12 protein-coding genes are annotated in these 14,424 nt (G+C 62.2%); 1 reads left to right on the top strand and 11 read right to left on the bottom strand.

Going from position 1 to position 14,424, the window contains the following annotated elements; all coding sequences use genetic code 11:
• Positions 1–24 precede the first annotated feature (24 nt).
• Positions 25–897, bottom strand: coding sequence for a dimethylarginine dimethylaminohydrolase family protein (locus CDI09_RS04340; protein ID WP_078527001.1), 873 nt, complete (start codon positions 895–897; stop codon positions 25–27).
• A 199-nt stretch (positions 898–1,096) separates the two neighbouring features.
• On the bottom strand, positions 1,097–1,639 hold the full coding sequence (locus CDI09_RS04335; RefSeq protein ID WP_110571192.1) for a Dps family protein: 543 nt from the start codon (positions 1,637–1,639) through the stop codon (positions 1,097–1,099).
• Positions 1,640–1,920: 281 nt separating this feature from the next.
• Between CDI09_RS04335 and CDI09_RS04330 the strand changes: the two genes are divergently transcribed.
• Positions 1,921–2,898 carry a hypothetical protein gene (locus tag CDI09_RS04330; protein ID WP_078528124.1) on the top strand — a complete coding sequence of 326 codons (978 nt, stop codon included), beginning with the start codon at positions 1,921–1,923 and terminating at the stop codon, positions 2,896–2,898.
• A gap of 71 nt (positions 2,899–2,969) precedes the next feature.
• Here CDI09_RS04330 and CDI09_RS04325 read toward each other — a convergent pair whose 3' ends face one another.
• The 9 genes from CDI09_RS04325 to CDI09_RS04285 all read right to left on the bottom strand — a co-directional run bounded on the left by CDI09_RS04325 (position 2,970) and on the right by CDI09_RS04285 (position 14,388).
• Positions 2,970–3,740, bottom strand: a complete 771-nt coding sequence (locus CDI09_RS04325) for an SDR family oxidoreductase (RefSeq protein WP_078526999.1) — start codon at positions 3,738–3,740, stop codon at positions 2,970–2,972.
• Between the two features lie 240 nt (positions 3,741–3,980).
• Positions 3,981–4,880 carry a glucose-1-phosphate thymidylyltransferase RfbA gene (rfbA, locus tag CDI09_RS04320; protein WP_078526997.1) on the bottom strand — a complete coding sequence of 300 codons (900 nt, stop codon included), beginning with the start codon at positions 4,878–4,880 and terminating at the stop codon, positions 3,981–3,983.
• On the bottom strand, positions 4,877–5,953 hold the full coding sequence (gene rfbB, locus CDI09_RS04315; RefSeq protein ID WP_078526995.1) for a dTDP-glucose 4,6-dehydratase: 1,077 nt from the start codon (positions 5,951–5,953) through the stop codon (positions 4,877–4,879). Before rfbB ends, rfbA begins: the two co-directional genes overlap by 4 nt.
• 216 nt (positions 5,954–6,169) lie before the next feature.
• Positions 6,170–7,321: an acyltransferase family protein gene (locus CDI09_RS04310; protein ID WP_078526993.1), complete on the bottom strand. Its 1,152-nt coding sequence runs from the start codon at positions 7,319–7,321 to the stop codon at positions 6,170–6,172.
• 200 nt (positions 7,322–7,521) lie between these two features.
• Positions 7,522–8,112, bottom strand: a complete 591-nt coding sequence (locus tag CDI09_RS04305) for a polysaccharide biosynthesis/export family protein (protein ID WP_078526991.1) — start codon at positions 8,110–8,112, stop codon at positions 7,522–7,524.
• 62 nt (positions 8,113–8,174) lie between these two features.
• On the bottom strand, positions 8,175–9,551 hold the full coding sequence (locus tag CDI09_RS04300) for an outer membrane beta-barrel protein (protein ID WP_078526989.1): 1,377 nt from the start codon (positions 9,549–9,551) through the stop codon (positions 8,175–8,177).
• A 13-nt stretch (positions 9,552–9,564) separates the two neighbouring features.
• The gene (locus tag CDI09_RS04295; RefSeq protein WP_078526987.1) at positions 9,565–11,043 is read right to left on the bottom strand and encodes a flippase; all 1,479 of its coding nucleotides are present in this window, start codon (positions 11,041–11,043) and stop codon (positions 9,565–9,567) included.
• Positions 11,043–12,194 (bottom strand): glycosyltransferase family 4 protein, encoded by a 1,152-nt coding sequence (locus CDI09_RS04290; protein ID WP_078526985.1) that lies wholly within the window; start codon positions 12,192–12,194, stop codon positions 11,043–11,045. Before CDI09_RS04290 ends, CDI09_RS04295 begins: the two co-directional genes overlap by 1 nt.
• 19 nt (positions 12,195–12,213) lie before the next feature.
• Positions 12,214–14,388 carry a GumC family protein gene (locus CDI09_RS04285; protein ID WP_078526983.1) on the bottom strand — a complete coding sequence of 725 codons (2,175 nt, stop codon included), beginning with the start codon at positions 14,386–14,388 and terminating at the stop codon, positions 12,214–12,216.
• Positions 14,389–14,424 lie beyond the last annotated feature (36 nt).

Genomic DNA, 14,424 nt, shown 5'->3' with positions numbered 1-14,424 from the left:
TCCCATTCCATGTCCTGCGGCCCTTCAGGCCATCAGGAGAGATTTACGGCGCAACGGCATGGTCATGCAATGAATGCTGCCCCCGCCCTGTGAAAACTGGTCAAGGTCCGGGTCAAGCACACGCAGCCCCTCGGCGCGCAGCATCTGGTTGATGCGCGTGCAATGCCGCGGACTGACCACGCGCTCGCGCCCAAGGGCCAGCACGTTGCAGCCCATGTCGCGCATCGCCTCCTTGTAACTGACCGGCAGCAGGCGGATGCCCTGGGCGCGGAACCAGTCCAGGTCTTCATCGGCGAGCACATCCACCACCGCGATGGCAAGGTTCTCGGCCACCATGGTGAAGATGACGTCAAGATGCAGGAAGTGCCTGGGGAAGTGGATCATGCGGCATGTCCAGCCTGCTGCCTCGAACCAGCTTATGAACTCGGCGGCACCCGCCTCGTCCGTGCGGCCGCCGCTTACGCCCACCGCCAGCAGGCCGGGGCGGATGATATGGATGTCGCCGCCTTCGATATGGCCTGCGGTGCAGGTTTTCCATATTTCGCCGGGGGCATAGAATTCATGAACCGGCCTGATCTCGGCCCTGCGCTCGGGGCGGGCAAGGCGGGTGACCACGGTGCCGAATGGCGTGGTCTGTGAACTGTCGCGGGTATAGACCTCGTAGGGCATGCCCTCATGCGGGGTCAGGTAGTGGCAGGCGACCTGCTCGCCTTCCAGCACTGCCATGAGTTCACGGAACTGCGCGCCCAACGCGGCCTGGTCGATGCGCGCGCCACGCGCCATGCTGCTGATGGCGATGTCATTGCTCGGTATCCACGCATAATGATCGGGGGGGCAGAGCAGCACGTCAGCGAGTTCGCCTGTTTCACTGTCGATAAACCAGCGATTTGCCGCCATGTGCCTGTTATCCTGTACCGTTCCGTTCAAACGTTACGATAGCGGATACACCTGCTCCTTCAAGATACCAATAATCCGGAGTGCACTTTAGCCACAGCCAAACTATGCCATGGGCCGCCCGCGCCATCTGCCTGCGGGCGGCGAAAGCAGGCAGGTCATGCAGGCCTGCCTGTCGCGCCGGAGATGGGGCGCAGGGCCGTCAGCTATTTGCGCCAAAGGCCGGGCGGGTGGATTCGAACAGGAACCATGTGCGGCGCTCGGTCTCGTCGATCCAGTTTTCGAGCAGGCTGGCTGTCGCCACGTCATTGCCTTCGTCGCACACGGCATGAACGGCGCGCAGGCGGGCGGTCAGGGCCAGGTTATCCTCGCGCAGTTCAGCCAGCATGTCCTCGGGTGTCACATATTCAGCATCGTTATCGGCCACCCTGGTCAGGCGCGCGATCTCGCCCACCGAATGCAGGGTATTGCCGCCGATCTTGCGCGCACGCTCGGCAAGTGGGTCGGTCATGGCGAATATCTGGCTGCTCTGCTCGTCAAGCAGCAGGTGATAATCCCGAAAATGGCGGCCGCTCATATGCCAGTGGAAGTTCTTGGTCTTGATATAAAGCGCAAAAACATCGGCCAGAACCGCCTTCAGCCCTGCCGCGATGTCACGCACCGCCTCATGCGCGAGGTCGGTTGGCGTGCCGAGATAGGTCCGCACGTGGGCTACACCTGCTGCGACTGCCTTGTCTGTCATCATGATCTCCGTGGTCTGTCACTGGGCCGGACACGAGCGCCATGCTGCCGCAGGGGCTGCGGCAGGGCCCTGCGTCCCTCAACGCATGGGAGGTGAGAGGGTTCATGCCTGCCATTTTCGTATTGCAATTGATATTCGTTTGCATTATCAATCAGCTTACTCACGGCGTTATCAGGCAGTTTTCCCAACCGTCGATTTCCCAGCACAGGCCGTGAAAACTCATGCGGCATCGCCACCGCGTTCCGGCGATGCCGCCCCTTTTTCTTTCCCGCAGGGACCATGCCATGAGCGAGACAACAGGCTGCACGGCCGACTGGCACCTTGAACATTCCACCCCAGAACAACTGCTGCATTATCTTGACCCCCATTACCCTTTTGCCAGGCAGGCCAATGTGCTGGCCCGGCGCTTCAGGGATGTGCAGGCCCTGTGCGACAGCGGCGAGGCAACCCCCGCGCTGACCCGGCTGCGCAATGCGCTGGCGTTCCATCTGATCAAGCTGTCGCGGTGGTGGCGGTTTGATTTCTGCCCGCGCGGGGTGACGGGGGTGAACAACCCGCTGTTCCTCACCTACGTCAAGAACCATGCCGAACGCAGTGTGGATGATGAAAGCCTGCTCGATGCCTTTACCGCGCAGCGTTACATGCATGCAGGCGATGGGGGTCACATCGTCATACTCGGGCATGATCCGCTGACCGATCCCACGGTTTCCATTTTATATGGCGTGGACGGGCAGCGTGCATTCCGGTTTGCAACCGGCTCGCATGGGGCCGAGCCCTTATGGAACGGACAGGCCTACCCTGATTTTGCCTCCGCGTGGCTTGCAGCGCGCGCGGTGCATGCGCTCGTCTGCGATGACAGCGCGAACATGCATGAATTCGAGACCGCGCAGCGCGAGCATATGTGGGCGCGCGGCTGGCACCAGCAGCACTTCCACCGCAGCCGCAAGCTGCCGCTCATCCAGCTTTATGCGCAGGCACAGGCGCAGCTTTCCAACTGCCAGTCAGCCTTTGGCCGTGCGGAAATGAAAACCGTAGCCGACCGCCTGGCCTTTACCCTGGCACAGACTGCCTTCCAGCGGCGCATGACCGTTGCTGACCTGATTGAGGAGAGCGACATGCTGGCCATCAACCTGCGTTCCGCCAATACCATAAAGCAGCGCGCGCGGGCCTATGTGGCCACCTGCATCGACCCCGTTCTGAGGCCCGAGATGGATATCATGCTTGACCGCGTGGTTTCTTACGTGCCCCGGCGGTGCCCCTGAGCGCATGGCAAAAGAATGCCGCCTTTAAAAAAAGCGGCACCCGATTTCTTTTATTTTATGACGCGCGCGTTTTACTGCGCGGTATAGCCGCCATCAATAACGAGTTCGCTGCCGGTCATGAACTTTGATTCGTCCGATGCCAGAAACACGATGCCATAAGCAATGTCATCCGGCTCACCAAGATGGCCAAGCGGATGCAGGTCGATCAGCTTCTGCCGGGCGGCAAGCTGGTCCGGGGTCGCGGCGGTCAGGCCCTGCACCATGGGGGTCCAGATATAACCGGGATGAACGGAGTTGACGCGGATCTTGTAGCCCGCCCTGGCGCAGTGTAGCGCCGCGGACTTGGTGAACAGCCTCACGCCCCCCTTGCTGGCATTATAGGCCGCGAGCGTGGGGTCACCCACCAGCCCCTCAATGGAAGACAGGTTGATGATCGACCCGCCGCCATGCGGCTTCATGGCCTCGATGGCGTAGCGCGTGCCTAAAAACACGCCATCGAGATTGACCGACTGCACGCGCCGCCACTCTTCAAGGCTGGTCTGCTCGACCGTGCCGCTATAGGCGATGCCAGCATTGTTGACCGCAATGTCCAGCCGCCCGAAACGCGCCTGCACGGCTGCCATGGCCTGCTGCCAGCTTGCCTCATCGGTTACGTTGAGGGTCACGAACATCGCCTCGCCACCAGCGGCTTCAATTTCAGCCACTACGGCCTCACCTTCGGTTTCCTTGAGGTCGGCGATGACAACCTTCGCCCCCTCGCGGGCCAGAAGCTGGGCCGTGGCGCGGCCAATGCCGAGTGCTGCGCCGCTGACAAGCGCGACTTTTCCCGATACGCGTCCCATGAATACTCTCCTGCTTCCATGAACCTGCACACAGGCGCCCCAGCAATCGAGCCGCCCAGTCCGCCAGGTTTTCTTTATCTTGCCGAATCCGCCTTCATGCCTCAATGACGCGCATCAGGCTCTTTTAAATATGAACGCCGCCTTTTTTTGCAAAAAGGCGGCATCCGGAAACTTTTATGATCTGATAGAGACGGCCGTCATTCCCCGCCAGATATGTGCATGTGAGGCCCGGCCCAGGCGTTATCCCTCACCATGGGCGATGGCCATGAGCGCCTGACCCAGTTCGGTCTTGATCATGCGTTTGGCATAGGCTTCAAGTCCTGCAGCATCAATGAACCCCATGCGGAAGGCCACCTCATGTGGCGAGCCAACCAGCAGCCCCTGGCGAGACTGGATGGTCTGCACGAACTGCCCGGCCTGCATCAGGCTGTCGGGCATGCCCGCGTCAAGCCAGGCACAGCCGCGACCGAGACGCTGCACATGCAGTTCATCAGACTGCAGGTAAAGGCGGTTGAGGTCGGTAATCTCGAGTTCGCCGCGTGCTGAAGGCTTGAGGCTGCGCGCATATTCGCGCACGCGGCCATCATAGAAATAAAGCCCTGTCACCGCCCAGTTGGATTTGGGGCTGGTGGGTTTTTCAATAATGTCGATGGCATGCCCGTCATCCCCGAAGCTGACCACGCCATAACGCTCGGGGTCGCGCACCTGGTAGGCAAATACGGTGGCCCCGCTGGGCCGGGTGGCGGCGGCGCGCATCTGCTTGCCCAGGTGGTCGGCAAAGATCAGGTTGTCACCCAGAATGAGCCCGCATGGTGAATCATCAAGCCAGTCATCGGCAATGACAAAAGCCTGGGCAATGCCATCGGGCGCAGGCTGCTCGCGGTAGGTGAAGGTCACACCCATATCCGCGCCATCGCCCAGCAGCCGGCGGAACAGCGGCAGGTCGACAGGGGTGGAAATAATCATGATATCGCGTATCCCCGCCAGCATGAGCGTGGAAAGCGGGTAGAAGATCATCGGCTTGTCATAGACCGGCAGCAACTGCTTGCTCACCGCCAGCGTCATCGGGTGCAGGCGGGTGCCCGATCCGCCTGCCAGAAGAATGCCCTTGGTCGGCTTTGCCGTACCCTGTTCGCTCATGCTGCTGTTCCCATCTTGTCACCTGTCTGCCCAAGGCGCTTGCCATCGTAGCGGGCGGCACGGATGCCCTCCCACCAGGCGCGGTTATCGAGGTACCACTGCACCGTGCGGCGGATACCGTGCTCAAAATCATGCTTCGCCCGCCACTCCAGCGCCTGCTCGGCATGGGTGGGGTCGATCTCGTAACGGAAATCATGGCCCGGACGGTCATGCACATGCCGGATCAGGCGCGCATGCGGGCCTGCAAGGTCGGGGCGCAGTTCATCGAGAATGGCACAGATGGCTTCGACCACCTGCATGTTGGTGCGGGGCTGGCGGGCGCCAATGGCGTAGGTCTCGCCGGGCAGCCCGCGCTCGACCGCACGGACCAGCGCTTCGGCATGGTCCTCGACAAACAGCCAGTCGCGCACGTTCTGCCCGCTGCCATAAACCGGCAGTTCACGCCCTTCGATGGCGTTGATGGTCACCAGCGGGATCAGCTTTTCGGGGAAGTGCCACGGGCCGTAATTGTTCGTGGTGTTGGTAACGAAAGTAGGCAGGCCGTATGTATGGTACCATGCCCGCACCAGATGATCGGATGACGCCTTGGAGGCGGAATACGGGCTGCGCGGGTCATAGGGCGTGTGTTCATTAAACGGCGGATCACCCATCTCGAGCGCGCCAAAGACTTCATCGGTCGAGATGTGGTGAAAGCGGAAGGCCCTGCGGCGGGCTTCATCCTGCTGTGTCCACCACCGCCGCGCGGCCTCGAGCAGCGTATAGGTGCCCACGATGTTCGTGCTGACAAACGTGCCCGGTCCGTCTATGGACCGGTCCACATGGCTTTCGGCTGCAAGATGCATGACCGCATCGGGCTCAAACTGGGCAAAGACCCGATCCATGGCCTGCTGGTCGGTAATATTGGCCACCTCCAGCCGGTAACGGCCGCTCTCGGCGGCATCTTCCGTTGCCTTTATACTTGCGGCATAGGTCAGCGCATCCACATTGACGATCTCATGCGTGGTATTCCGGACCAGATACCGCACGACCGCCGAGCCGATGAACCCGCAGCCACCCGTTATCAGTATTCGCATTTCCTACTCCCTCCCCTTGCCGCGACCACCGGGCCAGACACCCGGAACCGTGCGGCAGGCCAATTATTTTGCATGGACATGCCGGATGGAAATATTGGCAATCATATCAGCCCCATCACTACTTAACGCTACAGTTAAGGGGGCTTATATGTCATAAATATGAACAAAATCCCTTTAACCATGCCCTCCCCTGCAGAAGGCTGGCGCAGCGCCGGTTCAGGCCACATGGCGCGCGGGCAGCAGGGCTTCACGCGCATCAATCCGCTGCATGATGCGCCGCCCCAGGCGCTGCGACGGACGCTCGACCAGATGGTAACAGACTACCCCCACCAGCAGGCACAGGACGAATATGGCCACCACCGCCACAAGCCCCGCGGCAAAATCCAGCTGCCGCAGCCACGGCCCCATGCACCAGGCCAGAATGCCTATGATGAGGTAATGCGTAAGGTAAAACGAAAATGATATGCGCCCCAGCCACACGACCGGCGCCGAGGCCAGCAGCGTATTGACCACGCCACGCTGATAGGCCAGGCCCAATACCAGCGCGGTAAACCCGAACACGTCAAACACCGGCACAACCGGAAAGAACAGGGTTGCGGCAATGAACCCCACCGCCCCCAGCGTAAGGGCCGCCGCATAACGCTCCGTGCTGTCAGGCGCCAGATGATAGACGCGGTACAGCACGACCCCGGCCGTAAAGCAGAAGAACATGCGAATGGCGCCAAACGTGCCGGTAGGATTGTTGTTGGCGTGGTGGGCGGCAAACAGGATCACCACCAGCGCCACCAGACTGGCCGTGCACAGGGCCACGGCACTGCGCACCGATGTGACGCGCATCGCCACCATGGCCAGCATGGGGAACAGGATATACCCCAGCACTTCCGCGCTCAGCGTCCATGATACGATATTCCACTCCCCGAGTTTCAGCACCGTCCAGCTCTGCACCAGCAGCAGCGTCTGCACGAAGCCGGGCCAGGACAGGTTATGCGCCCTGTAGGCAAAAGCGGGATCGGTATAGGCACGCTGCATGGCCACGTAACCCGGCGCGAACAGCACCAGCGGCACGATGGCCAGCAGCACGACTGTATTGAGCGGATAGACACGGAAGAAACGGACAATAAAAAAGTCCCGTATTACGCGCCATGTGGGCACGCGAAACTGCGCCTCATGCACATGCATGAGAATGAAGCCCGACAGCACGAAGAACAGGTCAACGCCCCGAAAGCCGTTGAACAGGAACAGTGAGTGCAACAGCCATGGCATATGCAGTATATCGGCAGCCAGACCATAGAAATGGGTGGTGAAAACCCACAGCGCCGCAACACCACGCACTCCTGTCAGGCTGGGGATGGAACGGGCCCTGGGCATGAGATTCCCCCTTCAGAGATTGCCTGAACAGCAATTCATCAACACAAAAACAATAAAAGTTTCCGGATGCCGCCTTTATTTTAAATCAGGCGACATACCCTGAAGCCTTGCGGCACGAACTTCACAAAAAAAAACTGATTTATACTGACGCGGTGCTTCCGGGCAGCCTGAACCACCCCCCGGAAACAGCCTGCACGCGCCTAGAAGAACCGTTCTTCAATCGTCACGACATCACCGGGCAGCAGCACCGTCTCGCGTGAGATGCGGCCTTCATGCGCGGGGGTATCGAGGTCTTCATGGCGCACGTCGGTCGCGTGCCCTGTCACGGCGCGGTAAGTAAAACCGCCCGCAAGGGCCACGGCGGTGAGCATGGTCATGCCCGGCTGGTAGGGATACTGCCCGGGATGATTGACCTCACCGAGGATGTAGATGGGCCTGTACTGCGCAATCTCGACCGAAACGCTGGGCTGGTACAGAATGCCCTTCTTGGCCAGGTCATCGGCAATGCGCTGCGCGAGCGCTCCCGGCGCCGCGCCTGCCGCCGGCACGACCCCAAGCAGCGGAAAGTCGATATTGCCGTTGTCACTCACCGTAAAAGTATTGCTCAACTGCGGGTCATTATAGGTAATGACACGCACCTGGTCGCCCGGCCCGAGGTGATAGGCCCGGCCATCCACCGGGGCAAAGGACTGTTCCCGCCCTGATGCGCATGAGCCCAGCGCCAGCAGAGCCGTGGCACCGATTGCGTGCAGTATTCCAGGCCGACACGTTTTCCGTATCATTGCAAACATGGCCACTCCCAAATCATTCAATGCTGTTTTTCTTCTTTCCGGGGGTGGGGCCATGTGGCCCCTTAGCCGGAGATGGAAAAACCCAATAGTACCGTATTGCTCGTAAACGTCGAAAGACGCCCCGGGATGTTCAGGTAATTCACGTTTCCGCCTGATGTGGCGTTATTGACATAGTTATAGGTAAGTGAGGCACGCACATGGCGGTCGATGTTCCAGAACACCGTTCCGCCAAAATGAATCTGTTTTTGCAGCCGGCTACCCTCAAGGCTCGTCACGGCCGTGCCCTGCGCCTGCTGGCCGGACTGCGAACTGCTTTCGCCGAACTCGCCATAGGCGCGCACGAACACATTATGCCGCAGTTCATGATCCCATTGCAGCCGCACGTCGGTAATGACCTGGTTGCGGGCAAAGGGGGTTTCCGGGTCGCTGATATGCCGTGCTGCGGTCAGGGTCACGGTATCGATCCGGCGCGGCATCCACGCCACATTGGCCTCGAACGTGGGCGTGCTGACCGAGGGGCTGTACCCATTCTTGAAGCTGCGCGTCTCGCCACCGACAAGCAGCCGGTACTGCCACACCTGCCCACGCCGGAAATCGACCCCGACAAACCCCGCCCCATCGGCGTAGTTGTTGGTCGATGCCTGAACCGCCTGGTCGAACTGCGCGGCCGATCCGCGCAGCACGGCAACAAGCGCATCCCCGCGCGAGAACTCGTAGCGCGAGGTCAGTGATCCGGTCTCGACCTTGTGGCTGATCGAATCATAATCAATCGAAATCGGCCCAGGCGCCGTGCCGAACGAGAAATCCTGATAGTCAAAAGCCGGGATCAGGCTGAAGCGCCCGAACACCTTGGTATAGCTCAGCCGCCCGTCATTGACCTGGTAAGGCACCGGATAGACCACCCCGTACACGCCCAGATTGGTGGCCGAAAGGTGGTACTGATAGTGCGAGAAGGCAGCGCTAAGCGTGTCACGGCCAAGGTTGAGCGAGCCGCCAATGCTGCCATGCCAGTTGGTGTAGCTGGCGATGGACTGGGTGGGATAGCGGTGGTCATCCATCCCCACCGAGGCTCCGAGCGCATGGCGCCGCCAGCGTGAACTCGCGCTGACATTGGCCGATGTCTGCACCGCCGGGCTGCCCGAGCCGGGAATGCCCAGCGTATTGGTGTTGTAACCCACGTTTTCTGATGCACTCGGCCTGAGCAGCCAGCTTCCCATGCCGATTCCGTCACTCTGCTGGCCCATCATCTGGTGGGTCACGACCGAGCCGGTCAGGTCGGTGGAATAACCCGGCACATCAGAGGGAAAAAGCTGCTGGATCAGTTGGGCATGGGCCGCCTGCGCATGCAGCCCCACCCCCAGCGCCACCATGCTCCCCACCGACCCATACCGCAGGCCACGCCGCACCCCGCCGCGACCACGCAACCACACTACCTTCATACCCTGCCCTAACCTAACCTGTAATCGTAACGCGGGGTTTTTCCTCCGCGCGTGGGACCAACCGGTGCACCATGTCATGCAGCCCCGGGTCCAGCCGGTAGGCGGCAAAGGCCATTGCCAGCCCCACCACGGCGGCAGCACCCGCCGAGACCAGCAAGGTCATGGGAACAAGCAGACTCACAATCAATGCCCCTGTCATAATCATCATACCTGGCACAAGGCGCCAAGTCTGCCGTGACAGGCAATCCGACAGCAGGTAAAGTGCAATTAAATTAATCGTGACCCGAAGGGTCCACGCCGCCGCAGCCCCTGGCAGCCCCCACCATTTGATGAACAGCCACAGCACGCAAAAGAACGGCAGGATCTCCACCATCGACACCTTGGCCGTGATATGCGGCCGCCCCTGCCCCTGCAAAAGCCCGTATGGCAGGAAGGCGATACCGTTGGTCCAGGCGCCGAACATCAGGATCTCGGCCACCGGGCGCGAAACATCGGCAAAGTTGCCGCCCACCCACATATGCAGGAACGCACCCGAAAACACGATTCCCGGCGCGCAGATCATGCCGAAGCCATAGGTCAGCGACGACGTGGCCCGCCGCGTCAGATCCACCGCCTCGCCCCGCTCGGCGCGTGACAGGCGCGGGAACAGCGTGCGGGCCAGCGCCGTGGCCACAACCTGCGAGCGCATGGCCAGGTTCATCGGCACGGTATACTGCCCCACCGATGTAACACCCAGCGTCGCACCGATGATGAGCTGGTTGGAGGTATCAAGCAGCGGATTGATCAGGCTGGATATGCTGACCCACGAACCATAGCCCAGCAGGCGCTTGAGCCATGTCACGTCAAAGTCAAGCGGGCGGATGGGCCATTCCAGCGCCATCACCACGCAGTAGGACAGCATGATCATGCCCAGCCGTGACAACACGATGGAAGGCAGCACAACCGTAAGCTGTGGCCCCCATATATGGATGCAGATCAGCGGGATGATCTGCCCCGCCATGGTGGTGGAGGAATTGAGCATGTTGGACAGCAGGAAGCGCTCGCGTGATTCCATCGCCCCCGTGGCCACGCCATTGATCATGCCCAGCGGCAGCATCACCGCCATCCACGGATAGGCATGCCTTGTCTCGGCCATCAGGTCGGGCGGTATGCGCACGAAATGCAGCAGCACCATATCGCCAATGGGGTACAGGATCAGCCCGCCCAGCGCACCGAGGCCAAGGTTGCTGTAAAACGCGGTCATGAGCACGGGCGAGCGCTCGCGTGAGGTGGCATGCCCCAGCTGCGCCAGCGCATTGGCCGAGGCGCGCGACAGCCCGAAATCAAGAAACCCCAGATACCCCAGCAGAATCCATGAAATGGCGACAATGCCGTACCGGTCCGTACCGATCAGGTGCAGGTAGAACGGCACCGTGCCCAGCGAGACGATAATGGGGAAGATGGAGCCAAAGACATTGAACAGGAAATTGGTGGAAAACTTGCTCCTGGCCATCACTCCGCCCCTGCCGTGGCCATGTTGGCTTCCGGCCGCGCCCGGCCCAGCACCTGCTGGTACAGCCGCGCATATTCATGCGCCACGCTGTGCCAGTCATAACGGCTGGCCACATCCATGTTGCGCGCCCGCAGGGCATCCGCCGTCTCTGGCAGGGCGGCGGCCATGTCCTCGGTCTCTCGCGCGCCGGGGGCAAGGTTGTCAGGGTCCACCATGACACCCGCCGCGCCCTGCTGCATGAGCCGGGCAAAGGGGGTGATGTTGCTCAGGATGGGCACAAGCCCCGCCGACATCGCCTCCACCGCCGCAAGGCCAAAGCCTTCATGCGCGGACAGGCAGCCAAAGAAGCTGGCCTCCCCCATCAGGTCGCGCAGTTCGGCATCCGACGGGCCGGGCACGATGCGCAGGCTGTCCTCTATGCCGCAGGCGCGGGCCTGCTGGCGCAGGTCATCAGCCGTGAGGTTGGAATCCTGCCCCGCCACGATCACCTTCCAGCCCGGGTTATAGGCGCGCAGCAGGGCCACAAGCTGGAACAGGAGCTTGAGGCGCTTGTGCACCGCAAAGCGGCCAAAAGCGAGAATGGTGCGGTTGGGCGTGCGCGACGCCGCATCACGGAAGCGGGTCTGGTTGATGCCGTTCTCGATGGTGAGCAGGCGGCCCGCCGCCACATTGCGAAACAGGTCGGCATCGCTGTAGCTGCACGCCACGATCTTCCTGTATGCCCGCACCGAGATGGGGGTGATGGTGCGGAACCAGACCTCCTTGAGCCGCCTCAGCGCGCCGGTATGAAAGAAACCGCCATGGGTCGAGGCGATCATGGTCTTGCGGTGCAGCGGCCATGTCCAGGCCAGGAAATCGAAGAAGAAGTCGATCGCATGCACATGCAGGAGGTCAAACCCGCCGATATGCCGCAGCACCTGCGGCGCCAGCGGGTATTTGGTCGAACCCCGCCACGCCAGCCGGGTAACGGGTATGCCATCGACCACATCCCTGTGCGGCAGCTTGCCGGGGCGGCCGAACACGGTATCGAGCGTCAGCACCTCGGCGTCGATGCCCAACCTCTGGCGCTGGCTGCGGGCAAGGTTGAGCAGGGAGTCTTCCAGCCCACCGACCGAAGGGCTGAACTGGCGGCAGATATGCAGGACTTTCAATGTTTCATCCCCCCGTTTCTTACTGTTCGTCAAAACGGCTCAGGATCCTGATATCCCTGTTGCCGTAACTGTAACCCATCACGTCCATCGCGTTATCCTCCACCATGGTGGCGACCACGCCGGCGAGGTGCGCGCCACAGGCCTCAAGCCGCTCCAGGCAGGTCATGACGGCACGCTGGGCCGTGCTCTTCCACCGGCATACGAAAATCACCTGATCGGCCATGTTCGCGTGCACCAGCGCATCGCTCAGCCCCAGCAGCGGCGGGCAGTCGATGATGATGAGTTCATAGGAATGCTTGAGTTCAACGAGCATCGCGCGCAGGCGGCGGATCTCGACGGGGCTGAAGGCGTGCTCGATGGTCCGGCCCGCCGGAATATAATCAAACCCGGCCTCGGGGTCGGTGCGGATCACGTCCGCCACCCGCGCGCCACTCGTCACCAGGTCGCTCATGCCCAGCGAGGGGCGGCCCGTGGTGCCATCGGTCAGGTAATGGTCGAGCATGCCGCGCCGGTGGTCGGCGTCGATCACCAGCACTTTCTGCCCGCCACGCCGGGCCACGGCGGCCATCCACAGCGCCAGTGTGCTCTTGCCTTCCTCCGGCCCGGCCGAGGTAATGGCCAGGCAGAGCGGCTGGCCACCTTCATGCACCCGCATGGAAAGCTGCATGACAAGGCTGCGCACCGCCTCGGTCGCGCGGGAATAGGGGTGGTCAAGCACATGGCGGCGCACGGTCTGCTCGCTGCGGCCGCCCACTTTGGGCACCACGGCCAGCAGCGGCAGCGGAATGGCGGCACGCAGGCGCTCGATCTCGGTAAAGCCCGCCGTGAAATAGTCCCGCAGCAGCACCGCGCCCGCACCGGCGGCAAGGGCTACGGCAAACAGCCCGATGCCAAGCTTCTTGCGGTTGGGGAAGCTGGGCACGTCAGGCGCCGAGGCATGCGACACCATGGCGATGGGCGGCTGCAGCAGGGCGGCACGGTCCACCACTTCCTTGGCGTGCTCGAGGAAGGTTTCATACACCGTGCGCGCGCTCTGCGCCTCCTGGTCGAGGGTGCGGTATTCCGCCTGCGGGCCGCTCTGGCCGCCTGCCTTCTGGCGCAGCAGGTCAAGGTTTTCGTTCAGGCGGTCCACCTCGGCGCGGGCGGAGATCTGGTCCTCGCGGATGGTGTTCAGCGCGGCCTGCGTCTCGGCGGCAAGGCTTGCCTTTGTCGTTGCAATCTGCTGATCAAGCGCGCGCAGGCGGGGGTGCTGGGGGCCGTAGGTCGCGGCTTCCTCCTGACGGGTGCTTTCAAGCTGCATGAGCGAATTGGCGGTCGCCACCAGGATCGGCTCCTGCGACAGGGCGACGGCTGCGCGCGCATCGCCCCGCGCCGCCGCATCCTTCAGGGCATCGGCACGGGCCTGGGCCGCGGCAAGGCGACCCTGCGCCTGGCTGAGGTTGGAGGCCGTATCGGCAATCTGGCGCTCGATCAGCGGGCTGGAGGTGCTGCCCTCGTTCGTGTTGGTCAGGCCGTGGGCGTTATCAAAGGCGTTGGCCTTCTGCACCGCATCGAGCCAGCGCTGGCGCAGGGCGGCGGTGCGGCTGTCGAGCCATGCCGCCACGCGGTTGATGTCCGCTGTCTGGCGTGCAAGGGCAATGCGCTGGTAATTCGTCACCACCGCATCGGCCAGCGCCGCCGCCCGCACCGGGTCACCATCGACCACGCTGATGTCAAGGATCTGGGTGCGCGGCTCGGGTGTTATGGTCAGGCTGTTGAGGAAGGCATCCTCCTCATGCATGCGCTGCACCTGCGGGTCCACCGGTTTTGCCGCATGGCACAGAAAACCCAGCCCCATATGGCACAGCCGGTCACGCAGGCCGACATGGGCAGGCTGGGCTGGCGGCGGCAGTTGCGCCAGCACGGCGGTGGCCACATCGCGTGAATGGATCATCGCCGCCTCGGTCGAGACCAGTTCATCATCTGGCGGCGCCTGGTTCTGCTGCTGGCCGTTGGGGGCGAGCGGATCCTGCTGCGCATGGCCCGCCACCACGACCGTGGCCGTGGCCGTGTAGCGCGGCTTGAGCGAGAGCGTGACCGCGCCCCCTACCCCCACCACGCCGAGCACGGTCAGGGCAAACAGCATCCGGTGCCGCAGGAAGGCGCGGCATGTCTGGCGAATGACGAGGCCGACATCCTGTGCGGTCCATGACATTGAAGGGTTCCGTCCCTGGATGGAAACATAATTCAT

Source organism: Komagataeibacter nataicola (genome assembly GCF_003207795.1).
Classification (GTDB): Bacteria; Pseudomonadota; Alphaproteobacteria; order Acetobacterales; family Acetobacteraceae; genus Komagataeibacter; species Komagataeibacter nataicola.
This window is presented reverse-complemented; position numbering and strand designations above follow the sequence as displayed.

What these genes read in the sequence shown, in the direction of transcription:
- CDI09_RS04285 (WP_078526983.1), bottom strand. Translation starts at nt 14,388, where the DNA reads ATGTCATGGACCGCACAGGATGTCGGCCTCGTCATTCGCCAGACATGC.
- CDI09_RS04325 (WP_078526999.1), bottom strand. Translation starts at nt 3,740, where the DNA reads ATGGGACGCGTATCGGGAAAAGTCGCGCTTGTCAGCGGCGCAGCACTC.
- CDI09_RS04310 (WP_078526993.1), bottom strand. Translation starts at nt 7,321, where the DNA reads ATGCCCAGGGCCCGTTCCATCCCCAGCCTGACAGGAGTGCGTGGTGTT.
- CDI09_RS04295 (WP_078526987.1), bottom strand. Translation starts at nt 11,043, where the DNA reads ATGGCCAGGAGCAAGTTTTCCACCAATTTCCTGTTCAATGTCTTTGGC.
- rfbB (WP_078526995.1), bottom strand. Translation starts at nt 5,953, where the DNA reads ATGCGAATACTGATAACGGGTGGCTGCGGGTTCATCGGCTCGGCGGTC.
- CDI09_RS04305 (WP_078526991.1), bottom strand. Translation starts at nt 8,112, where the DNA reads ATGTTTGCAATGATACGGAAAACGTGTCGGCCTGGAATACTGCACGCA.
- CDI09_RS04340 (WP_078527001.1), bottom strand. Translation starts at nt 897, where the DNA reads ATGGCGGCAAATCGCTGGTTTATCGACAGTGAAACAGGCGAACTCGCT.
- rfbA (WP_078526997.1), bottom strand. Translation starts at nt 4,880, where the DNA reads ATGAGCGAACAGGGTACGGCAAAGCCGACCAAGGGCATTCTTCTGGCA.
- CDI09_RS04335 (WP_110571192.1), bottom strand. Translation starts at nt 1,639, where the DNA reads ATGATGACAGACAAGGCAGTCGCAGCAGGTGTAGCCCACGTGCGGACC.
- CDI09_RS04330 (WP_078528124.1), top strand. Translation starts at nt 1,921, where the DNA reads ATGAGCGAGACAACAGGCTGCACGGCCGACTGGCACCTTGAACATTCC.
- CDI09_RS04300 (WP_078526989.1), bottom strand. Translation starts at nt 9,551, where the DNA reads ATGAAGGTAGTGTGGTTGCGTGGTCGCGGCGGGGTGCGGCGTGGCCTG.